Source organism: Rubripirellula obstinata, from assembly GCF_001642955.1.
GTDB classification, from domain to species: domain Bacteria; phylum Planctomycetota; class Planctomycetia; order Pirellulales; family Pirellulaceae; genus Rubripirellula; species Rubripirellula obstinata.
Genome location: NZ_LWSK01000090.1, coordinates 1 through 23,170, shown reverse-complemented (window position 1 = coordinate 23,170; position 23,170 = coordinate 1). Strand labels below are relative to the sequence as shown.

General features: G+C 51.6%; 12 protein-coding genes. 8 read left to right on the top strand and 4 right to left on the bottom strand.

Translation table 11 applies throughout. The features are described from left to right. Positions 1-385: 385 nt before the first annotated feature. Both RC85_RS18580 and RC85_RS18575 read left to right on the top strand, forming a co-directional pair. On the top strand, positions 386-1,633 hold the full coding sequence (locus tag RC85_RS18580) for an alpha/beta hydrolase family protein (RefSeq protein WP_149752997.1): 1,248 nt from the start codon (positions 386-388) through the stop codon (positions 1,631-1,633). 5 nt (positions 1,634-1,638) lie between these two features. Then, positions 1,639-3,711: a M48 family metallopeptidase gene (locus tag RC85_RS18575; RefSeq protein WP_068265542.1), complete on the top strand. Its 2,073-nt coding sequence runs from the start codon at positions 1,639-1,641 to the stop codon at positions 3,709-3,711. A 377-nt stretch (positions 3,712-4,088) separates the two neighbouring features. Here RC85_RS18575 and RC85_RS18570 read toward each other — a convergent pair whose 3' ends face one another. Then, the gene (locus RC85_RS18570; protein WP_084422823.1) at positions 4,089-5,822 is read right to left on the bottom strand and encodes a DEAD/DEAH box helicase; all 1,734 of its coding nucleotides are present in this window, start codon (positions 5,820-5,822) and stop codon (positions 4,089-4,091) included. Positions 5,823-5,962: 140 nt separating this feature from the next. Continuing rightward, positions 5,963-6,517, bottom strand: coding sequence for a hypothetical protein (locus tag RC85_RS18565; protein WP_068265540.1), 555 nt, complete (start codon positions 6,515-6,517; stop codon positions 5,963-5,965). Positions 6,518-6,869: 352 nt separating this feature from the next. Here RC85_RS18565 and RC85_RS18560 point away from each other — a divergent pair, with 352 nt between their 5' ends. Then, positions 6,870-7,322 (top strand): hypothetical protein, encoded by a 453-nt coding sequence (locus RC85_RS18560; RefSeq protein ID WP_068265538.1) that lies wholly within the window; start codon positions 6,870-6,872, stop codon positions 7,320-7,322. Positions 7,323-7,622: 300 nt separating this feature from the next. Here RC85_RS18560 and RC85_RS18555 read toward each other — a convergent pair whose 3' ends face one another. Both RC85_RS18555 and RC85_RS18550 read right to left on the bottom strand, forming a co-directional pair. Continuing rightward, positions 7,623-8,402, bottom strand: coding sequence for an MBL fold metallo-hydrolase (locus RC85_RS18555; RefSeq protein ID WP_068265536.1), 780 nt, complete (start codon positions 8,400-8,402; stop codon positions 7,623-7,625). Between the two features lie 19 nt (positions 8,403-8,421). Next, positions 8,422-10,860 carry a PAS domain S-box protein gene (locus tag RC85_RS18550; RefSeq protein ID WP_149752998.1) on the bottom strand — a complete coding sequence of 813 codons (2,439 nt, stop codon included), beginning with the start codon at positions 10,858-10,860 and terminating at the stop codon, positions 8,422-8,424. 744 nt (positions 10,861-11,604) lie between these two features. Between RC85_RS18550 and RC85_RS18540 the strand changes: the two genes are divergently transcribed. From RC85_RS18540 to RC85_RS18520, 5 genes are all read left to right on the top strand, one after another. After that, a complete protein-coding gene (locus RC85_RS18540) occupies positions 11,605-12,048 on the top strand; it encodes a response regulator (RefSeq protein ID WP_068265548.1) in 444 nt (147 codons plus the stop codon). A 60-nt stretch (positions 12,049-12,108) separates the two neighbouring features. Further along, positions 12,109-15,366 (top strand): chemotaxis protein CheB, encoded by a 3,258-nt coding sequence (locus RC85_RS18535; protein WP_149752999.1) that lies wholly within the window; start codon positions 12,109-12,111, stop codon positions 15,364-15,366. Positions 15,367-15,408: 42 nt separating this feature from the next. After that, a complete protein-coding gene (locus tag RC85_RS18530; RefSeq protein ID WP_068265530.1) occupies positions 15,409-17,952 on the top strand; it encodes a chemotaxis protein CheB in 2,544 nt (847 codons plus the stop codon). Positions 17,953-18,028: 76 nt separating this feature from the next. Continuing rightward, the gene (locus tag RC85_RS18525) at positions 18,029-22,084 is read left to right on the top strand and encodes a chemotaxis protein CheB (RefSeq protein ID WP_149753000.1); all 4,056 of its coding nucleotides are present in this window, start codon (positions 18,029-18,031) and stop codon (positions 22,082-22,084) included. A gap of 152 nt (positions 22,085-22,236) precedes the next feature. Then, positions 22,237-22,992 carry a carbon storage regulator gene (locus tag RC85_RS18520; RefSeq protein ID WP_068265525.1) on the top strand — a complete coding sequence of 252 codons (756 nt, stop codon included), beginning with the start codon at positions 22,237-22,239 and terminating at the stop codon, positions 22,990-22,992. Positions 22,993-23,170: the final 178 nt, after the last annotated feature.

Below are 23,170 nucleotides of genomic sequence, written 5' to 3'. Positions count from 1 at the left end.
TTGAATGATCTGCGGGCTACCCCTCGTACGATCGAATAGCAGCTTGCGATGCAAATCGGAACTTCCAAAGAAAACCCGAATTTCACCTTGACTAAGATTCCCTCATAGCAGCGAAAGGCGACACTAAGAAGTCGCACGCTCTTAACGATCGAACGAGCGGAACAATTCGTGACACCGGGCAATGTAACGCATTCTTAGAGAACGCGGGTGTGGGACGGCATTTCGGGCTGCAATTTGGACGGCATTTTGGTTTGGCGGGAATCAGCAGAGTTTTTTGATCAGCATTAGTTTTTCGCAGCGACGCAGTTTCCGTGAGCTACTTTTCGACAGACGACGTCTAGCTCGCCCCCCGAAAATCAATCCAACATGGATCCTGGAACGCTCTATGTCACTTTTACCGACTGTATCAATTAATAAACTCGTAGGGTTCTTGCCAATCCTGGCCTGCATCAGCATGGCTGGATGCGGATTCGAGATGCCCGCGATGGCACCCGATTCGATGGACCGATTCGATCTGTCGGATGTCCCCACAGTCAGTTTCCCGGATCGGCCCGATGGTCAATGGATTGCTGACGGCGTGATGGAGTATGCAGTCACCTTGCCAGTTCCAGCGGGACAACCCGGACACGCAAGCGAGATTCGTATTCTGTTGCCCAGTAAAACTGAACAGCAAAGCAATAATCCTGAACAACAAAGTGGCAAGACACCAGCGTTGATTTTCAACGGCCCTGGTGCCTACCTGTTTTCGGGCATGAGTTTGACCGACGACGATATGGAACCCATGATCGCGTACGCGCAAGCGGGCTACGCCGTCATTGGGTACGCCACTGATGGATGCCAACCTAGTTTTGAACGTGAGCCATCCAAAGACGAGATTGCCACGATGGTTCGCGCCTACGTTGCGTCGAAGGCGGGGCTAATCAATGCAACTCGAGCGTTGGATTTCGCGCTGGCAACCTTCCCCGAAATTGATTCCCAACAAGTCTATTCGATTGGTCAAAGTTCAGGTGGAAAGCAAGCGTTGCTGTTGGCTCAGCACGACGACCGAATCCAAGGTTGCATCGCCTTTGCGCCGGCTTGCATGATGGATTTTGCCAGTTGCGTTGAAGTGTCACGGATTGCTGCCGATGACGTCGCTTTCTTGATGAAGGAAGTCAAACGATCGATGCCAATCGCTCACGCCGAAATCAATACCAAACCGACCATGTTGGTTTGTTCGCCCAACGATCGCATCGTCCGAAAATCAGAAGTTATGGCGATGGCACACGCAGTCGAAGAAAACCTAGCCGTCTTTGAGGTCGATTGCGAATCGCATGGCCAGGTTCCAAGTGCTGGGTTCGACGAATCGCTTCAATGGCTATCGCAACAAATCAATCCTCAGGATTTCAACGCATCAATCGCAGTCGGAAAAGCCACCGCGAACGACGTCACTGATGACAATATTGCTGCGTCACCAACCAGCGTCACAAGCAGCTTGCCAGCGGCAGTCGCGACCACGACACCGATTCAATCAAATTCGGCGGCGATGACCAGCACCAGCGAGGCCGACAAGGAAATGCAACGCAAACAACAGCAACAAGAAATGCTGATGCGTGCTGGAATTAAAACGAACCCCTTCTTAACAGGGAACTAAGAACCATGCGTACGCTTTCATCCTGGTTCGTCGTTGGCTGCTACAGCCTGCTGACTCAATTGACCGCATTCATCTTATCCGGCATCGGCCTGGCTGCGTTGCTGATGATGTACACCGGGCTTCAGTTGGAATACTACGCATGGCAAGCGGACGCCTATGGCGCTGACCTGCCCGATTTGATCGCCAGCAGTGGTGCTTCGGTCGAAGACTGGAAAGACTTTGCGGTCTGCTTCACACGGATTGATTGGCATCACGCGATCAGCGGTCCCGATGGCTTGAAGATGGAAGCGTCGCTGTTGGTTAGTAGCGCGATGAAAGCTGTTCCGATCTTAGGCTGGTACGGAGTGGTGGGATTTTTCCTCGGTGGAATTGTTTCGGTTTTTGTCATTCAAATTTCAACTATCTATCATCTCGTTCGGCTCAAAAAGGGTGGCGAAGCGATTGTTGAAGACCTGGGTTGCTTGGAACTGGAATCTTCTTCGCTGGAAGGCGGATTGGAAAACCTGCAGAGTACCGCGGAGGAGCTTGCTGAGACGTTTCAAATTCCGGTGCCTAGAATTTTTGTTTTGCACAAAGAAGAAGGCATCAATTCGTTTGTGCTAGGCCGACGCGCCGAGAATTCTGTTTTGGTCGTCACTAATGGACTAAAACAGTTTGACGATGTGCAAGCCAAAGGCATCCTGGCTCACGAATTTTCGATCATCCGCTCAAACAAGATGGTTCACAGCATGCGATTGCTCGCTGTTTCCATGGCGGCAAACAGCGTGCGGTATTCATCGGAAACGTTGCTCCGCAAAGGCTGGCAAATGTTCTCGTGTCCAGCAAGAAATCACTTTTCGGCAATGTTTACCTTGAAGTGGGGCTTCTGCTTCCTTTGTCTTGGGATGGCTTTGTGGCCGATGGGATTGGCAGGTTCCTTGTTTAGTTCCATGGTCGTCGCAAAGTTGAATCGCAAACGAAAAATGCAGGCAGACCGCTGGGCCGGAAAATCACTCAGGACCTCGGATCCCGTCGCTCAATCGATGCGCCGGATTCTTGGACACCCGCAAGGCAGTCGCGTTCGGTGTCCCCAAGCAAAGCGATTTGCTCAACTGATGTTTGCAAGTGCTAGTGGATATTCGGGTGGAATGTTTTCAACGCACCCCCGGCTGAGTCAAAGAATTATGCTTACTGATCGAACCTGGGATGGCACGCCCTTGGTTAGCAAGGATCGGGTCAGTGAAGAAAGGCTTCACTCGTCAGGCTCGCCATTAGGCAACGATGCGACTGGTACAACCAACGCTGAAAACTTCGTCGATGCAAGTGGAACTGATCCACGGATCGATCCAGCGATTGCGGGCATTGATTCGACCCTGATCGCACTGTTCCAAGACAGCGAAGCTGCTGTATTGACCCTGCCAACGCTTGTTTGTTTTGATCCAGCGAATCGCATTTGCGTCGATCAACTTAGTGATGGTCAATACTCGGGTCCGGTGTCATCGTTGTGGGTTCTGATCGATGATTTTCATCCGGCGCAACGATTCGCTTTGATGGAAACACTACTGCAGAACGTTGGTCCCGACCAATCGGCGTCACTTGCACCCTTGATCAACGAGCTATCGTCATTGGTGTCAGATAAAGACTGGATCGCCCAGGGTTGGCTGCGGATTTTTGCCGACGCAATCGGTAACCCGGTGCCTTTTCCGGCAACACAATACAACAGCTTTAACAACAGCGTCCGACCGCTGCTGGAAGTGACGTCAATCGGCGTCACGCTTGGCGGCTGCGGTGCGATGGCAGAACTGAGAGCCGGTAAGATCTGGGCAGCCGCTCAGCTAAACTCGATGCCAATCTTGACTGTTGACGCTTACCGATTTGAAGACTTGGACGACGCAGTCGAATCTTTGCGTTTGGTCCCACCGGCGGATCGCCAAGCTCTGCTGCTAGCGTTCGCCGATGCCCTGTGCGACGGGCTGCGTTTCGGCGAACAGGAGGCCGGTTTCCTACGCTACCTTGCGCACCGTTTAGGCATTCCCACGTCACTGTTGCCAAACTTGCTTCCGACGATGCAAACACCGGCTCTCGCAATGCAAAGCTAGTGGCTAAGGAACCTGTCCAGAAACAAGTTCCTTGTTTGGTGAAATCTTCTGTAGCTGGGCCCGCCAGGGTTCAGTCGGGAACAGCTAATGATGGACTGAACCCTGGCGGTCCCAGCTACGGGAAAAACCGGGAAGTTATTTTGGGACAATGGTTAAACTGCTTGGTTGAATAGCAATTGGCATTGCTTCATTTCTACCGCTCAACAAACTGACACTTCTACCTTTGGGAGAGGTCGAGCCAAAGCGAGGGAGAGGGTTTACTAGCAACGCTGCCCCCTTCCCGACCGCCCGGCCTCGCCCGCGTTGCGGTGGAGGCTTTCGTCTGCGCTACTAACGCGCTTGATGAAAATGCCGACGCTGACTGCCAGAAACCAGAATCAAGCGACCTTCTTGCCGCCTGGGGCTCGCAAGTCGAACAGACCGAAGATTTCGTCGCGGGTCAGTCCGCCGCCGTGGTTAGGTTTGGCTTGCGTGTCGCCTTCGGGTGAAAACAGCGTGTTGAACATCTCGCGTTTCGCGTCCAGCACCGAAGCAATGCGTTGTTCGATCGTGTTCATCGCCAACATTCGAGTGACCGTTACCGCGCCCTTGGCACCGATTCGGTGAGCGCGATTGATCGCTTGATCTTCAATGGCCGGATTCCACCAGCGATCAAACAAAAACACATACTCACAGAACTGCAGATTTAGTCCAACACTGCCCGCACCGTAGCTCATCAAAATTACGCTACGACTGGGATCGTTTTTGAATTCGTCGATCACCGTTTCGCGTTGTTTGTGCGGGATTTTTCCGTGGTATTCCAGTGGATTGAAACGCTCCAGCGCCGGTCGCATTTTCTGGACCGATCCCACCCATTGGCTAAACACGATCGCTTTCTTTCCACTCGCCGAGACTTCTTCCATGTCGGCGACCAAACGTTCCAGCTTTGCACTCGATCCGGTGACTGGGTCAAAGTTGCAAATCTGCTTCAAACGCAGAACCAGCTCGAAGACGTGCTGGATGGTCAACTGCTGTTCCAGTTCTTCTAAGTGAATGACGCCTTCTTTTTCGGCGGATTCATAGGTTGTCCATTGCTCTGATGTTAAGTCCAGTTCTGCATCGCGATACAGTTTGGGCGGCATGTCTTCCATGACCATTTCTTTGGTGCGTCGCAGGATGTAATCGTCGGCGCGCTTGGCCATTTCTGGCATCGGCATCCCGACGGTCAGGTATCCCGGTTGCAGGTAGTCGAAAATTCCTACCAGATCGTCAGGTGAATTTTCAACGGGCGTGCCGGTGAGCGCCCATGATCGCGTACGAGGAATTTCGCGAACGATCTCGGCCGTTGTGCTGTTGCGATTTTTGATTCGCTGAGCCTCGTCAAGCGTGACTAGGTCGAAGTGCAAACCACTTTCCAGGACAATGTCTTTGTCTCGCATCAGCAGTTCGTAATTGGCGACTTTGACGGGAATTTCAGGGCTGCGCCAAGCCAGTTCTCGCTTGGCCGCGTTGCCTTCGATCGCCATGATCGGAATTTCGGGTGCCCAAACGCTGAATTCACGTAGCCAATTGCTGACCAGCGGTTTGGGGCAGACGAGTAATACGCTGCGAGCCTGGCCGCTGCACAGCAGCAAGCGAATCGTGCTGATCGCTTGCATCGTTTTTCCCAATCCCATTTCATCAGCCAACACGGCGGCGTAGCGAGGGAACAAAAACGCGATGCCATCGAGTTGATAGGGAAACGGTTCAAACGGAAAGTTCAATTGCCCGCTGCCGACCAACAGATCGAGCGGTGGCTGCAATAGATAGAACAATCGATCTTGCAGCTTGACGATGTCGCCGGGCGGCTTGATGCGAGTTCGCTTGATTGACTTCAATCGCTTCTTGACCGCAGCCGGATCGGCGGGCGCGGTTCCGGGGATCTTGGGTGGCAACCATTGTCCGGCTTCTGGAAACAGAAACCCGGTGGTGCGCGTCGTGATCTTGGAGACCTTAATCGGGATCGATCGCGGTGAGATGGTTTCCAAACATAGTTCATGCGTTCCGCTGGGAACCAAGTCGTCCGCGATCCAACTGTTGGCGGAATCGATTTCGGTGGTAAGAGCGGCCGAGGAACTGAGCATGTTTTTCATTGCGTTTGCGTCGGTGATGACGTAGGCCGGAACAAGCGAAGCGAAGTTCCGGCAATGGCATTGTTCGGCTGCATTATCGTGCGTTGGATTGCCGGAACTGCGTTTCGCTTGTTTCGGCCTACGTCTATTTCAAAGATACGTTAAGCCGCTTCCCGCTGGCTCGCTTGTTGAGAGCGTGCGATTTGTGAGTGTGCTTCTTTGATGGCTTCGCGAATTCTTTCAAACGGTTCACTGGCGTCGGCGAGATCTTTCATTTGATCGGCGACCAAGGCTGCCTGTTCGACCTGTTCCATCGGGACCAACAATTGCGTGCCGGCAAGCATGACGTCGCCACAACCGGTGAGCGTGTCGCTGGAAATCGGTCCCTCTTCTTCTTCCGCCGCATCGACCACCAACGCAATCGGAAAGTCGGTGACTCCGTCCATCGCCATCGATTCGGGTTGGTCGCAACAGAGCATCGAAATTGGCGTGCGGCATTTTTTGACCAGCAACGGGCCGATGACTTCACCGATCAAATGCTCACGCAGTGAAACACCGAATAAAATTTCGTGGGCACGCGAAGGGCGAACAGGTAGCGTGCATTGGAATTCGAGCGGACGTCCACCACTGCTAAGCAGCAGCAGTCCTCCGGTCCACCCCGTGCGTTGATCTTCGACGACGGTAAAATAGGCAAGAGCGACAGCACTGACGGGCATGCGTATCCGAACCACAGGGGGAGGGTGAAAAGAAATGGGACCGAGATTTTGCGAGAAGTCCCACTTCCTGTTTCGGCCATCCGGTTGTGCGGACTTTAGCGGTCATCCTGCATCGGCACGAATGATTTCGCCCGTGAAACACGCACGATGATGATTAGAGAAGCAAGGAAAAAGCTGACGTTTCTATCAGTTCTTTCCTGCTTGAGCCAACAAAATGGGAATGTGAGTAACGAATGCTCGACAACGCAATTTTTCGTTGGTTATAGTAAGCAAGCAAGTTGCAGTTTCTGATTTGATCCCGCTGACTCTCAAATTAGCTATTTCCCCAAAGCGCCCGCGAGCATCATTCAATATGTCATACGATCACGAACCTATTTCGCCCATGTTCAGAATCGACGTTTCGCCAGAGACTGATGCGGCTCCACCTGCATCAAACGACCGTGTGGCGGTTGAATTGCTTCGTCAGATCGCCATCGGCCAGCAACAGCAAAACAAATTGCTGGAGAGCTTGGTCCAGCAGAACAATGCCGCTCAGAATCAGCGTTCTAGTGAATTGCAGCAATGGAAGAATGCGAATCCTGAACTCTCAAAGTCCTGTCGCCAGGCCGCCGAGACGCTCAGCAAAGTGCAAACAGAATTTCTTGCAAGTCTGACCGAAGAAATTCAGGACAGCGAAGATCACTTGATCGAAGGTGAATACATGCTGAACGAATTCGTGGATCGGTTCGGACCAAGACTCGCCCACCTCAACGGCGTGCTTCAAGTGTTGGCACAACTGGGCAGCGGCGAACCAGCGTCTGAGTAATCGCGGCCAGTTTCGATCAGCCGGGTATGGGCGATGCCGTGAAAGGTTTAACCGCGTGGGCATCGCCCCGCGCGTCCACGCGCAACGAAACTCGCGCAACGAAACTCGCGCAACGAAACTCGCGTAACAAAACTCGCGGGATGATGCCCCACCGCCGTAACTCGCTATGGCTCGCTACGGCCTACTTTCAAGGGTTGCTGCAAGTTGACAGCGACAAATTTTCATCAGCCCAGGCAGTGCCTGAGCGGGGCGAAAGACGGCAAAGCGAGTGTTATCGCCAGCGTCCACGACGCGTAGTTGTTATTCCTCTTTCGCCAGCGTCATCACCGTGCTGACCGCTTTTCGGTCGGCACAAGTTACGGGGAAACAATCGCCGAGGATTTGGTGATGCGTCTTGATTGCGATTTCGGGATCATTGTTCTGCTGAGACAAATGTCCCAGGCAGGCCCATTTCAATCGCGAAGCTGACGCAAACTTCAGCAGTTCGGCGGAATCTTCGTTCGACAAGTGACCGCGTGGTCCGCTGATCCGATCTTTTAAGAAATCTGGATACGGCCCGTCCCGCAACATTCCCGGGTCGTAATTGCTTTCGATAATGACCGCGTCCAACGATGCCATCGCGTCGCTAAGACCGTCAAAGACATGGCCTAGATCGGTCAATAAACCGAAGCGATGGTTGGTGTCATCAACAATAAAGACCACGCCGTCCACCGCGTCGTGAGGTGTCGAAAGTGTTTCCACTTGGACGCTGCCAAACTGAATCGTTTCGCCAGCAACAAAGTGCCTAACGTCCGACAGCTTGCCAATTTTGATCCGGTTCCTCGCCGCATCAAACGTTCGGCGAGTCACGTAAACGGGTAATCCAAATTTACGATGGAAGGTGCCCATCGCACAAATGTGATCGCGATGATCGTGCGAAATGATTAACGCGTCACAGTCACGAATTTCTTTTCCATGCTCGGCCAGGCGTATTTCGGCCGCTCGTCCGCTGATTCCGGCATCGAACAACAGACGCACACCATCGGTTTCCACGTAAATGCAGTTACCGCTGCTTCCAGATTGCAATGAGATGATTTCCATGTCGCAGAGTGTAGAGCATTTAGGAAGGCTTCGGGAACTCGACGAAGAAAGTCGATCCATTTCCCGGAGTCGATTCCACCCAAATTCGCCCATTCAAGCGTTCCACGATTCGTTTGCAAATCGCCAGCCCGATGCCGGTGCCGGCGTAAGCATCCATGCTGTGCAGGCGTTTGAAGACGCCGAAAATCTGATCAAAATACTGCGGTTCGATCCCGATACCGTTGTCAGCAACCGAGACCACCCAGTTGCCTGACCGCTCTTCGGCAGCGATGTGAATCACGGGCGCAGACGCACTGCGATACTTCAAGCTATTCCCAATCAGATTTTGGAATAGCTGAATGCACTGGCGTTCGTTTGCGATCACCATTGGCAAGGAATCCATGGTGATCTGGGCTTCGGACTCCGAGACTGATTCGGCCAAGTTTTCAAGAGCGAGATTGACTGTCTTGTTCAAATCAACCGACTCATTTTCATCGCGAGCCGAGTCAAGCTTGGAATAGGACAGCAGGTCTTGTATCAACGTCCGCATTCGGCCAGCACCATCAACGACATAGTTCAAATACGTTCGGCCATTGTCATCCAGGATGTCTTTGTAATCTTCTTGAATCAGAGTGCAGTACGACGTGACCTTACGAAGCGGTTCTTGCAGATCGTGTGATGCAACGTAGGCGAACTGTGCGAGTTCTTCGTTGCTGCGTTTGAGTTCTTCGTTGCTAGCCTCCAACGATTCTTTGGCCTGCTTCAAATCGGTGATATCATCGACCACAGCGATCACACCGATCGCCTCGCCGTGATCGTTGAACACGGGAATTTTGTCTCGGTTCGCCCAGCGAACTTCTCCGCTTGGCATCACAATTTCTTCGACAATCGACAGTCGTGGTTTGCCCAGTTTCATCACGGCTTGGTCATCAAGAAAATACTTTTCGTGTTCAACAAAGAAATCACTGGCATGCCGCCCTTCAATTTCTTGCGGTGGAGCACCCATCATTTCTGAAGCCGCTTGATTGACTCGCAGGATTCGATTTTGATCGTCCTTGTAAATCACCATGGCGGGAATTGAATCCAGGATCAATTGCGTTTCGCGTCGCATTTTTTCGTTTTGGCTCTCTTGAATGCTTCGCTCAGTGACATCCACCACGCATGCCAAAACTCCTGGCCCATCGGCCAGCACGACCGGGGAAAGACCAATTTCCAGCGGGACCTTCTTGCCTGTTTTATGAATTCCAAACAGCGACTTTTGGTCCGCCATCGCTCGGTGATGAGGCGCCTTGGCGTAGTTTTGCCGGTCAACACGGTGCTGGTCTCGCAAAGCATTGGGCATGAACATCTCGACCGTTTGGCCAATCACTTCCGCTCGTGAATAGCCAAACATATTTTCGATCGGAGCGTTCACCAGCGTGATGTGGCCGCTTGCATCGGTCACGATAATCCCGTTGGGAACGCTCTCGATGAAGGTGCGAAGACGGCTCTCGCTTTCTTGAAGCTCTGCATTCGAGACGGTTGTTTCAGAAAGCGATCGCAACATCTCGTTAAACGATTCGGAGAGCTGATGAAACTCCAGCGACCCACCTGATTTAACTCGCCGAGTCAGATCTTCCTCTTCGCGAATTTCCGAGACTTCATTTATCAATTGGTTCAAAGGCTGTGTCGCAATTCTTGCCGCTGATAAAATTGCTAGAAACAGCGCAAGCAAGCTAGCTATGATTCCACCGCCCAGGAACACGTTTGCGGAACGAAGCGACGAGAAGGCAATCTTTTCCGATTCAGACAACTCAGCAGCGAGGTGTGGGAATCCGGGTAACGGATCCTTTATAGCGATCCATTGATCAGTTTCCATCGATTCAAAATGATCGCTAAGCGAATCGTAGATCACAGAATCATGCCGTAAAAATCGAAATCGCCCCGAAGCCTTGGTTACTTGAAACTCATCCAGAAAAGATTCAGTTTCATATTCAACAGCGATAGCTGCCGCGATCGTTTCGTTGGCTCGAATCGGTGATGCGATCAAAATCCGATCGCTGCCGATATCTACCAAGGCTTTGGAACGCATCGTCGTTTCGATGAACCGCTCTGGTTCAACAGGTAGTTCCGCCTGGGTAGACGCAACAAGCTTTCCGTCTCGGTCAACCAGCGTCGCCCTGCGGAACGAGGCACTTGGCATGCGCAGCGAACCGAAGAATTCGTTCATCGGCTGATCATGCTGGCGACCATCGGCGATTGAATTGACAATGAAGTCGTTTTTAGCCAGCACATCCACCGACGAACGCAACAGCTTGATACGATCACTCAACAGGGTGGAAGTCAACTGTGCCTTTTCGGTGATTCGTTGATCGACTTCGTTACGAATCGTTTTCTGCAGGTGGTATTGAGTCACCAACCAAACCGCTGATAGTGCGATCAGCGTAGCGGGGATAATTCGATAAAGAATTGTGCGTAAAAGAGAGTGAGGTTCACTCATGTTCGATTCGCGTTTTTGGTTTAGCAAAACGGTGGAGAGATTCGCCAAGGAATTGCCCCGAAACAACTTCCCAATTCCTCCAACCCGAACGCCTCTGCAAGGGAGCTGTTAAGGCGCGGGATTTCCTCGCTGATGCGTCGGGGCACCAAAAAGAACAGTTTCAAACGGCACACACCCGGGTTGGGATTTGGTGGATAGGGATCTGATGAAGTTAATTCGGGACAATTCCTCGGCAAATGACTGCCCAAAAAAGAATTAAGGGCAAAGTTGGCTGAATCGTTGGCTGAATCGTCGGCTGAATCGTCGGCGGAATCACAGCAGAGTAACAAACTGAAGGGTAACCACTTGGACTCCCATCGTAGCGGAGTGTCCATAAGTTAATGTTTCAACCAACTTTGGTAGGAGAGGGCATTAAACGATCGTGAAAAACGAGCTTCGATGGTCGTCAATATCCTTTTCATTTGCTACTATTGGCGTCGAAAGCATCGACGATCTCTGTCACCACCACTGGCAGAGCGGTTCTCGGGAAGGCGGGCAGCATGACGATACCGAAACCAGCGTGCTTTGATAAAACGTGCGGCGCTAAAGGACCGTCCACAAATAAGTTACCGAATTGAAGTTTAGCGGCAGGGCGCACGCCGTTCCGCTAGAACGGTGATTTATTTGTGGACGATCCCTAGGTGGCCGGGCGGTTTTTTATTCCGAAGTTTCTTTTCAATCAAATTTTCAAAGCAGGGCAGTGCGTTGGCGACAATCGAGGCGAAGCCGATAGATATTTTGCTGGTCGAAGACAGTGACGCAGACGCACATCTTACGGAGCGGGCGTTACTGAAGGGCAAGATCGACAACAAGCTTCATCGCGCAACGGATGGCGTCGAAGCGATGGCATTTCTTCGGGGCGAAGCCCCTTTCGCTGATGCACCAAGACCCGATTTAATTTTGCTTGACCTGAACATGCCCCGGATGGACGGCAAGGCGGTTCTGCGAGAAATCGGCGCGGACCCTTCGCTTCGTCTGATTCCGGTTGTGGTCCTGACCACTTCCAACCACGACAACGATATTCTTGAAACCTACGGATTGAATTCAAACGCATACATCGTCAAGCCGGTCGATGTATCGCAGTTTTTTGAAGTGATCCAAAAGACGCATGATTTTTGGTTGCGAGTCGTGAAGTTACCGCCCGCCTAACATGATTCCAATAACGCAGAAACCAATTTAACTTGTTGATTACTGAGCTGGATTATTAGTGTGACTGATGCAACTACGAAGCTTGGTATGGACGCCAGCAATACATCACTCGGGGAATTAGAACCTCGGTTCATTGTCGGGATTGGTGCATCCGCTGGTGGACTGCAAGCGATCGAGTCTTTCTTTGATCACATGCCATCAGACTCTGGTTTGGCGTTCGTCGTTGTCCAGCACTTGTCGCCCGACTTTAAGAGTTTGATGGACGAGTTATTGGCTCGTCACACCAAGATGGCGATCCATAAAGTGACGGATCGATTGCCCGTTCACCGCAATTCGATTTACTTGATTCCGCCTGAACAGAACATGGCGTTGTCGCATGGCAAGTTGTTGCTCAGTGACCAAGATTCGCATCGTGGGCTCAACCTGCCGATCGACATTTTCTTTCGTTCGCTTGCCATCGATATGGGGGCGCAAGCGATTAGCATTGTTTTGTCGGGCACGGGCAGCGACGGTTCGCGCGGCCTCGTTGACGTCAGTGATAACGGCGGCCTGGTCATCGCCCAAAGCTCCGAATCGTCTGGCTTTGACGGAATGCCACGTGCCGCAATTGCGACTGGAAAGACGCACCTGATTTGCTCGCCCGAAGCGATGCCAGCCAAGATTTTGGAGTATGTCCAAAACCCCGATCGGGAAACTCTTACGATCGATGAGGGCGAGAACGACCCGACCACCAGCGACAATGCTCTGCTGGCCTTGTTCCGGCTGTTTCGACATGAATTTGGAATCGACTTTTCGCTCTACAAACCAGCCACGATTCATCGCAGGATCGAGCGGCGGCTGAAATTGACCAAGGTCAACGACTTTGGCGAGTACGCCCGAATGGTGGAGACGGACCGCGAAGAGATGGAGGCGTTGTATCGCGATCTGTTGGTGGAAGTCACTCAGTTTTTTCGCGATCCAGAAGCGTTCGAGGTTTTGCGGAACGAGGTGATTCCCAAAATCGTCAAAGATTCCAAAGGCGAAAATGAGCTGCGAGTTTGGGTGCCGGGATGCGCCACCGGCGAAGAAGCGTTTTCAATGGCGATGCTGTTTCATGATGCTTTACAGGAAGCGAAAAGCAGTCAGGGCTTTAAGGTGTTCGCCACCGATGTCCACAAGCGGTCTTTGGAAACAGCCAGCGCCGCGGTCTATTCCGAAGCAGCTCTCGATAACGTTCCCGAGGAATTTCGTTCGCGTTACTTCACCGTCAACAACGGTTTGGCACACATCAAACGCGATCTGCGTTTGAATGTCATCTTTGCCGCTAACGATTTAACAAGAGACCCTCCGTTTACAAAAATCGACCTGATCAGTTGCCGTAACGTATTGATCTACCTTGAAGGCAAAGTTCAGAAACGCATTCTGTCGCTCTTTCACTTTGGGTTGAAAACCGGTGGCATCTTAGTCCTAGGACCGAGTGAAACTCTTGCCGAGCTGGAGAACGAATTCGAACCGGTCGACCGCCATTGGCGGGTCTACAGCAAATGCCGCGACATCCGTTTGCCCGATTCGACACGCATGCCATTGACGCCGGTGCTAAGCAACATTGTTCACGACACCGCCCCCGGTTTCGTAGCCAGTGCGCCCAGGCCGACCAGTGGACTGCTGGTTTCAAACGCGTACGAAGACCTGCTGCGGAAATACGTTCCGCCAAGCCTGTTGGTGAATCGTTTTTTTGAATTGGTTCATTCGTTCGGCGATGCCCGCAAACTGCTAACGCAGCCGGAGGGCAAGCCCACGATGGACGTGCTGAAAATGATCACGGGAGAGTTGCGTGTGGCTGTCAGCGCAGCGCTTCATAAAGCAAACCAAACCGAAGAACGTGTGGCGTACAAAGATGTTCGTGCAAACATTGACGGCCAGTCAGATCAGCTTTTCACGGTGGTTGTAGAGCCGTACAAGAAGACGCAAGAGCAGATGTTTTTGATTTGCTTGGAGGAAAAAGAGCAAGTTGCCGCGTTGCCTGTCAGCGAAGCTTCTTTCGTTGTTTCGGATGATTCGTCGGATCGAATCACGCACCTGGAACGCGAATTGACCTACACACGCGAAACGTTGCAGGCCACCGTAGAGGAATTGGAATCGAGTAACGAAGAACTGCAATCAACCAACGAAGAATTGATTGCGTCCAACGAAGAACTTCAATCAACCAACGAGGAATTGCACAGCGTTAACGAGGAACTGTACACCGTCAACGCGGAACACAAACAAAAGATCGAAGAACTAATGCAGTTGACCAGTGACATGGACAACCTCTTGAAAAGCACTCAGATCGGTACGATTTTCTTGGATCGGCGTTTCCAGATTCGGATGTATACGCCCGCGATTTCGTCGGCCTTCAATGTCATGTCGCAGGACATCGGTCGCCCGATCGACCATATTGCCTACAAACTTGATAACCCCAACTTGCTTGCACAAGTTGGCAGCGTTTTGGCAACTGAGAACCCGGTTTCGATTGAGGTCAAAGGAAGGGGCGGGAAGATTTTCCTGCAAAGGATTCAGCCCTATCGCTGTGAAGATGGCACAGTGGACGGCATCGTGTTGACGCTGACGGATATCACCGCACTGCGAGAAGCCGAAGCAATGGTTTCGCTGTCATCGATTACCGAAGAATTGCCTTCCTTTGCCTACGCGGTGTCACACGATTTCCAATCGCCACTGCGGCACATCCATCAGTACTGCGACATTCTTAGCGAAGAACTTGCCGGGCACGAATCCGAACCAGTCAGGCGGGCGATCACGATCCTGCAAGCCAGTTCAAAGACGGTTCGCATGCTGATCGAGAGTTTGCTGGAGTATTCCCGGGTCAACACACGAACCGAGGAGTTTTCGCTGGTCGGAATGACATCGCTTATCGAAGATGTCATCTCCTTTCACCAAAAGTCGATCGATCGCCTTGGTGCAACGATGGAAATCAGTGAACTTCCCAGCGTCTTTGGGGATTCCCGTCAGGTCTATGCTCTGTTGAACATTCTGATCGACAACGCAATCAAGTTTTGCGGTGAAGATCCGCCGCATATCAAAGTCAGCACGAGTCGCCAGGGCGAGTTCTGGGAGTTTTCAGTGAGGGATAATGGCATCGGGATCGATGATGATTTTCGCGACGATGTGTTCACGATTTTCCGGCGACTTGGGACCAAGAGTGGTGTGCCTGGCCGCGGGATTGGGTTGGCAATCGCTCGTCGGATAGTTGCAAGGCATGGCGGCCGAATCTGGTTAACATCAGAACCGGGACACGGGACTACCGTCTCCTTCACCATACCGGTCCATCGAGAAGATTGACACGGATTATTGACACCCCCATTACCTGATTGGCGGATCCAGATGGATTCGGCGGAACAAAAGATCAAAGAAAACGATAACGACAACGACTCTTCAAATCGCAATTTGGTTGTCGGTATCGGTGCGTCCGCTGGGGGACTGCGTCCGCTCGAAAAACTCTTTTCGCTGCTCCCCAGTGACACCGGATGTTCGTTCGTCGTGATACAGCATCTGTCGCCAGATTTCGACAGCGTGATGGATACGTTGTTGTCTCGCCAAACTGAAATGCCCATTCGAATCATCGAGGCAGGCATGGCGATGCAACCCAACACGGTTTACCTAAACCCGCCGCGGATGAATGCAGAAATTCATGGAGGCCAGTTTGTTCTGTCACCGTTTGAAAAAGCATCATTGCGTCTTCCAATCAATGTCTTCTTCGAGTCGATTGCACGCGAATATGGGCCGAATTCGGTAGCCGTTGTCCTGTCCGGAACGGGTAGCGACGGTGCCTTGGGCATGAAGAGCGTCCATCAGTGGTCCGGTTTGACACTGGTTCAGTCGGTCGATTCATCCGAGTTTGATGGGATGCCTAAAAATGCCATCGCAACGGGCGAAGCTGATTATGAACTTAACCCTGCCGCCATTGCTGAACTGATTTGTCAGCATGTTGCTGGGGCGGTCCAAGAAAATGATGGCAGTTCATCGAAGGATCCAAATCGTGATTTAGTCGGGATGAATGAAATCCAAGTGATTTTCTCGTTGCTGGCCAAAGAACATGGGATTGATTTTTCGCACTACAAGCCCGGCACCGTTGCGAGGCGGATCGATCGGCGTCTTCAATTGAGCCGCTTTGGTGGACTGAGTCAGTATGTTGAAATTCTGAAATCCGAACCCGATGAACTGTCACGGCTTTACCACGATTTGCTGATCGGCGTCACGAGTTTCTTTCGCGACCCCGCTTCGTTTAGTTCGTTAAGGATCGAGTTGATGTCAGCGGTGGAAGCGGCCAGTAATGACGAACCGATGAGGGTCTGGTGTGCGGGTTGCGCCAGTGGAGAAGAAGCTTATTCGTTGGCGATTCTGATTTATGAAATGTTTGATGACCTCGGTAGGCTCCCGCATTTCAAAGTCTTTGCAACCGACGTTCACGATCGAACACTCGATGTCGCCACACGCGCGGTCTATCCCGCCGAAAGCCTGACGCCCCTGACACAAAAGCAGCGTGATCGGTTCTTTGCAAGCAGTGAAGATGGTCAGTGTCGCGTTTTGCCAAGATTGCGAAATCATCTTGTTTTTGCAAAGCAAAATGTGGTCAGTGATCCGCCGTTTACAAACATGGATTTGGTGATCTGCCGAAACCTGCTGATTTATCTGCAGGACGACGCCCAAGCGGCGGCTATCTCAGGATTCCGGTACGCGATGAAGGACGAAGGTTTGTTGATGCTTGGTCCCAGCGAAACGTTGGGGCGGCTGGCGGAAGGTTTTGTGGTACTCGACAAGACCTGGCGACTGTTCCGAAAACAAGATCATCCATTTGAAAAAAGCGAAACCGATTCTCCCTTAAAAAACCTAGGGGTAGCCAAGCCGGAATCTCGAACCTTTCAGATGGTGGAGGCCCAGTCTCGGTCGCATCGAATCCCGGAAGTCTCTTATCGATTGCTAGCTGATTACCTTCCCTCGGCGCTATTGCTGGATTCGAGCTACTGCATCTTGGAAGCGTTTGGTACTGCGGGTGAATACTTGAAGACATCGCCGGGCAAAGTCGGTGGCGATGTGATGAGTTATTTTGACGACACCACTCGGTCGGCGCTGTACGCCATTCTGGTTCAAGCCGAAGCTGAAATTGGCAGAATCTGTGCGGCAAAGAATGTTCGTCTCACTACCAAATCTGGAACTCGTATCGCTGATGTATTTGTAAAAGCATTCAGCATTTCTGTAGACCAAAAAACAGTATTGCTGCTTCGATTTCAGGAACCGTTCGCTATAAATGGGGCTGAGCGGGCCGAACCAGCCGAATCCTACATCGCAAGTTCAGACACCGTTCTTCAAGAGGAGCTTGACCGCGTTCGTTTGACACTTGGATCCTCGATTCAGGATCTTGAATTTAGCAATCAGGAACTACAGGCAGCCAATGAGGAAATGATCGCATCCAATGAAGAATTGCAAGCGACCAACGAAGAATTGCAAAGCGTCAACGAAGAGCTTCACAGTGTTAACGTCGAGCATCAACGCAAAGTTCAAGAACTGGAAGAGATGACTCACGATTTCAACAATTTGTTTGACAGTTCCAACGTCGGTTTGATCTTGCTAGATGACGAACTGCGGATCCGTAAATTCACGACGGCCGCGAGTCGTTATTTCAACTTGATGCAGCATGATGTGGGGCGACAGCTAAATAATTTTGCGTCGCGAATCTTGCTGGATGATTTTTTTGATCGAATTCACCAAGTCATGCAAACAGGCGAGCGTTTCAACACCAGAGCGCGTGATAAAGATGGAACGCTAGTTTCGGTAGACATTATCCCTTACCGCGCAAACAACCTGATCAACGGTGTCATCGTTAACATGACCGAAGTGCTGATTGCCCAGGAAAAAGATATCGAATAAGGACTTTCGCTTTCATTTTTTTGATTTACAAATCATCTCCACTCATCGAAGCAATCGCAGGCCGAGGTTTTTTAAAGTGCCATCATCCCCCACACCCAAGTCCAGGTCAAAATCAGGTTCTCAACCCTCCATTCGTCAGCTTCAAGATGACGAATTTTTGGTGGTGGGGATGGGGGCATCGGCGGGTGGCGTTGAAGCACTAGAGTCATTTTTCTCGCTCGTGCCGGCCGAGCCAGGTGTGGCGATTGTCGTGGTGCAGCACTTGTCACCCAAGTTTGAAAGCCTGATGCCGCAGATCATTTCGCGGCGTACCCAGTTGACCGTCACCAGCGCCACCGACGGCGACGAAATCAAACCGAATCACGTTTACGTGCTGCCCGCGGGCAAAGAAATCATTTTGTCGGGGGGAAAATTAAGGCTCAAAGACAGGCAGCTAAAAAGTCATGGAAGTTCCACCATTGATCAGTTCTTTCGCTCGTTAGCGGAAGACTTTGGTCAACGCGCCGTTGCAGTCGTCCTGTCAGGCACTGGAAGTGACGGTTCGCAGGGCGTGCTGGATGTCCACGACGCTGGCGGCTACGTGATCGTCCAGAACGAAACCACCGCGAAGTTTAATGGCATGCCCCGGGCCGCAGCGGACTCCGGTATCGCCGATGCAGTGGTGTCGATTGATGAAATCCCAACCGTCATCAATCGGCTTAATGATGCGTTGCGTCGTGAAGTACACAGTTCGGGTGCGAAAGCCAGCATTCAAGACGACGTTGCGGAAGTTTTGCAACTGTTGCGGATGAAGTTTTCGATTGACTTTACTCAGTATCGGGGGTCAATGATCAAGCGGCGAATCGAACGTCGTTTAATGCTCTCTGATGATAGCCACCTAGACATCGCGGCTTATCTAAAAAAACTGGACGAAGAACCCAACGAACTCAACAGCTTGTTTGCGGACTTGTTGATCGGTGTGACTCAGTTCTTCCGGGATCCCGAAGCCTTCGATGAACTCGGCAAGGAAGTCTTGCCAAAGCTGTTGAAAGATAAAGCCGAGTCGGGAACCTTTCGAGCGTGGATCGCACCCACTGCAACGGGCGAAGAAGCATACACATTGGCAATGTTGATTGATGAAGTCATGCAAGATCTTGGCTTGCAGCTTGAAGTGAAAATCTTTGCGACCGATGCACACCAAAAATCGATCGAGTTTGCCAGCCGCGCGGTGTATTCAGACATCAGCATGGCAAATGTTTCCAAGGAGCGAATCAATCGGTACTTTCGTGAAAGCGACGAAGGTTTTCACGTTTGTCGTCACTTGCGGAAAATGGTCGTGTTTGCCGAACACAACGTTCTGTCGGACGCTCCGTTTACCGGGCTGGACTTAATTTGCTGTCGTAACTTGCTGATCTATCTCAAGCCGACGGCTCAGCAAAAAGTATTGTCGCTGTTCAACTTTGGACTCAATGAAGACGGCGTGCTATTCCTCGGTCCCAGCGAAGGCGTTGGGGAATTGGCGGATGAGTTTCAAACGATTCACGAGAAATGGAGGCTCTATTCAAAAGCTGGGAATATACGACCGTCCCGCTTGAGTATGAATTTGAGTCGAAATGCGAAGCCGACCCAAATAATAAAAGGAGACATGGAGCCCGAGTCGGTCAGCGGTTTGGTTGACACCTATGACCAGCTAATCGACCAGTTTATTCCGCCCAGCATTCTGGTCACTGAAACATCTGAAATTCTGCATGTCTTTGCCGGTGCCAGTAAATTTCTTTCCATGCGAGAGGGACGCCCTTCGACAGACGTTCTGCAAATGCTGCCGGACTCGCTTCGGGTCGCAGTCGCAAACGGCATCAAGCGATGCATGGATGAAAAAGACGCGATCGTCTACGCCGGATTGCAATGCGAAATCGAAGGTGAAATTGGGAATTACCGAGTCTCCATTCGTCCCATTCGTAATCGCAGGTCCAGAAGAACCGACATGATGATCTCGTTTGTTGATTCAGAGATTCAGCTCGATCAACCAACGCCAGCCGAATTGACGGCCGACAATGTCAACCTCGAACGAGTTTCCACGCTCGAAACCGAACTTCGTGATACCAGGGAAAGTCTGCACGCTTCTATCCTGGAACTGAAATCGGCTAACGAGGAAATGCAATCGACCAATGAAGAGTTGATCGCGTCCAATGAAGAACTGCAAAGCACGAATGAAGAACTGCACAGCGTCAACGAAGAACTTTATACGGTCAATTCCGAACACCAACGGAAAATCACTGAACTAACCGAGTTGACCGATGACATGGAAAACTTGCTCGACAGCATTCGTGTCGACACCATTTTCCTGGATCGTCACTTAAAGCTTCGTAAGTTTACACTTGGAATCGCGAGAACGTTTCGGTTGATTCCCCAGGATGTTGGCCGGCGGATTGATTCGTTCAACCATGACTTACGAAACCCTGACTTGGTCAACGACATCCAAAGCGTGCTCGATTCCGAGCAACCGCTTGAAAAAGATGTGCAAGACATTTCGGGTGCTTGGTACTTGATGCGATTGCTTCCGTATACTTCACGTGGGCGAGTCGATGGAGTGTTGTTGACGTTGATCGACATCACGCCCATTAAAGCAACCGAACAGCGATTGGCAGAGTTTTCTGAAATTGTCGAAGCTTCTGATGACGCTATTTTCCGAGTCGATACGATCGGCAAGATTCGCACTTGGAACCGCGGTGCAATCGCTCTTTACGGATATTCGTCAAATGAAGTGATCGGAAAACAGATCGGCGATTTGGTAGCCGATCCGAAAGATCGCCAGGCCTTTGAAGATACGATTCGTGGATCTTCTAAATCTGAACCGCTTCGTCATGTCTTGATGAAACACTCGCGGAAGTCGGGCGAAACGATTGACGTCGCAATCACGATCTCACCGATTACTTCGCTGACGGGCGATGCAAGTGGCGCGTCAATCGTGATCCGAGACATCTCAGCCGAAAAGCGGGCCCAAGAAGAAGTCCAAAATGCGGTCAGAAAACGAGACGAGTTCCTGGCAATGCTCTCTCATGAATTACGCAATCCTTTATCGGCGATCCTAAATGCCGACGCGCTGCTAAGAGAAGTTGATATCGATTCGGAAACCGCGGCGGAGGCTCGTGATGTGGCTGAAACCCAACTGCGGCATTTGACGCGGTTGCTGGATGATCTATTGGACGTTGCCCGAATCACAAATGATAAACTGGTGTTGCATCGCGAAGTGCTTGACCTTCGCAAGTCGATGATGGAAGCGACTGAATGTGTTCAGCACCAATTGGACGAAAAGAAACAACAGTTGTTCGTCGAATTGCCAAACGATGCGATGCATGTTTTTGGCGATATCGGTCGTCTTCAGCAGGCCCAAGTCAATCTGCTGGTCAATGCGTCCAAGTACACCCCCAAGGGCGGCGAGATCCGGTACTCGCTGCACGCTGAAGGCGACGATGCCGTGCTGACCTTGGTTGATGACGGCATCGGTGTGTCGCATGACCTTTCGGAGTCAATCTTTGATCTGTTTGTTCAGTCGGAACAAGCGCTCGACCGATCCCAAGGCGGAATGGGATTGGGATTGCCGCTGGTAAAGATGATTGCGTCCGCCCACGGCGGCAGCGTCGATTTGGAGGACAGAAAAGATTCGCATGGGAGCACGTTCACGCTTCGCTTGCCAATGACGGACATGACGCCCGCCGAATCGGTCAAGCTGCCAACGGAAACGCTAACGGAAAAGAAGCTGTTGTTGATCGAAGACAATGCAGGGATCCGCAGCATGGTCGCACGGTCATTGCAACTGAAAGGCCTGGATGTCGAGGCAGCCGAAGACGGAAACGCAGGACTGGAGAAACTAGTTGATTTCAGGCCTGACATTGCGGTGGTTGACATAGGGTTGCCAGACGTTGACGGCTACGAAGTCGCCCGCCGTATTCGACAGCTTCCCTTTGGGCAGGATATCATTTTGATAGCAGTCACGGGCTACGGTCGCGAAGAAGATCGGGCAAAGGCGATCGAAGCTGGATTTGATTCGCACATGGTCAAACCTGTCGATCCATCGGAACTGGTGGCCAACATTGCCGTTCTTGATCGAGAACGAAGTTCGCCTGTTAAAGTAGGGGGGAATCCAGAATGAAAAGCATATCAAATCATCTAAATCTTGCTTTACTCGTTGACAGAGGCTCTCAGTTCAGAGCTAATCCGTCGATCGAAATTTGACTGGATGTCGTCTATTTTCGTAGAGGATTTTCGCACACCGCCGCAACCAACTTCCAATTGAAAAAAACCATGCTTGTTCTTTCAAGAAGGTCCAAAGACAAAGTTGTGTTCCCGCAACTTGGAATCACCATCCATTTTATCCGGGTTCAATCAGGCCAAGTCAAAATTGGTATCGATGCACCTCGTGAAATAAAAATTTTGCGTGATGAGCTGCACACGGATGAGGCCGCATTTGAGCGACAACTAAACCTTTTGCCTCGCGATGTTCGACACGGAATTCGCAATGAACTTCACCAAGTCAGCGTTGGTTTGCACCTCTTCAAGGAATTAATGATTGCATCATTGCCTGAAGAAGCTGATGAAGTTTTCGTCCAGATCCAAGAAGCACTCGGTCGCCTCGACGCTGAGGAGGCATTGAATCCCCCATTGAAAAACGGTCCCAAAAAAAACAATGGCTCGGTGGTCTTGGTCGAAGATCAACCCAACGAACGCGAGATGCTTGCCAGCGTTTTACGGCTAAAAGGCGTTGATGTCGTGGCTCTGACAAACGGCACCGAAACAATTGATTACTTCCGCGACAACCCGGCACCGCGTCACCTTTTGATCGACATGCAGATGCCAGAGTGTGATGGTGCGACCGCTATCAAGACACTGCAGTCGCAAGGGCAACTAGACAGCACCACCGTGTTCGCAGTCAGCGGCGTTTCGCCCGAAGCCTACGGGATTTCAGTCGGCGGCGACGGCGTCGATAGTGTCGATCGATGGTTCCCAAAGCCACTGAACCCAACCAACTTGATTGACGCACTGACGATTGCCGTGGGTTAATCCAGATGCACCAAAGCAGGTGGTATTGAGCGAAGCGGTGATCGATAGTCGCCTTTCGCTCGGGACGTCGCATCAGTTACTGCGCGTTAGGCCCGGAGGGCCGGCAGCTCCCTGCCGGGTGCGCGAGCACCCGGATGGCTGCCCCACATCAATTCTCTGGCTCGGTTTCGCGGCTACG

Excerpts from the sequence above, each read along its gene's own strand:
- RC85_RS18565 (WP_068265540.1), bottom strand. The coding sequence starts at position 6,517 with ATGCCCGTCAGTGCTGTCGCTCTTGCCTATTTTACCGTCGTCGAAGAT.
- RC85_RS18580 (WP_149752997.1), top strand. The coding sequence starts at position 386 with ATGTCACTTTTACCGACTGTATCAATTAATAAACTCGTAGGGTTCTTG.
- RC85_RS18550 (WP_149752998.1), bottom strand. The coding sequence starts at position 10,860 with ATGAGTGAACCTCACTCTCTTTTACGCACAATTCTTTATCGAATTATC.
- RC85_RS18530 (WP_068265530.1), top strand. The coding sequence starts at position 15,409 with ATGGATTCGGCGGAACAAAAGATCAAAGAAAACGATAACGACAACGAC.
- RC85_RS18570 (WP_084422823.1), bottom strand. The coding sequence starts at position 5,822 with ATGAAAAACATGCTCAGTTCCTCGGCCGCTCTTACCACCGAAATCGAT.
- RC85_RS18520 (WP_068265525.1), top strand. The coding sequence starts at position 22,237 with ATGCTTGTTCTTTCAAGAAGGTCCAAAGACAAAGTTGTGTTCCCGCAA.
- RC85_RS18555 (WP_068265536.1), bottom strand. The coding sequence starts at position 8,402 with ATGGAAATCATCTCATTGCAATCTGGAAGCAGCGGTAACTGCATTTAC.
- RC85_RS18560 (WP_068265538.1), top strand. The coding sequence starts at position 6,870 with ATGTCATACGATCACGAACCTATTTCGCCCATGTTCAGAATCGACGTT.
- RC85_RS18575 (WP_068265542.1), top strand. The coding sequence starts at position 1,639 with ATGCGTACGCTTTCATCCTGGTTCGTCGTTGGCTGCTACAGCCTGCTG.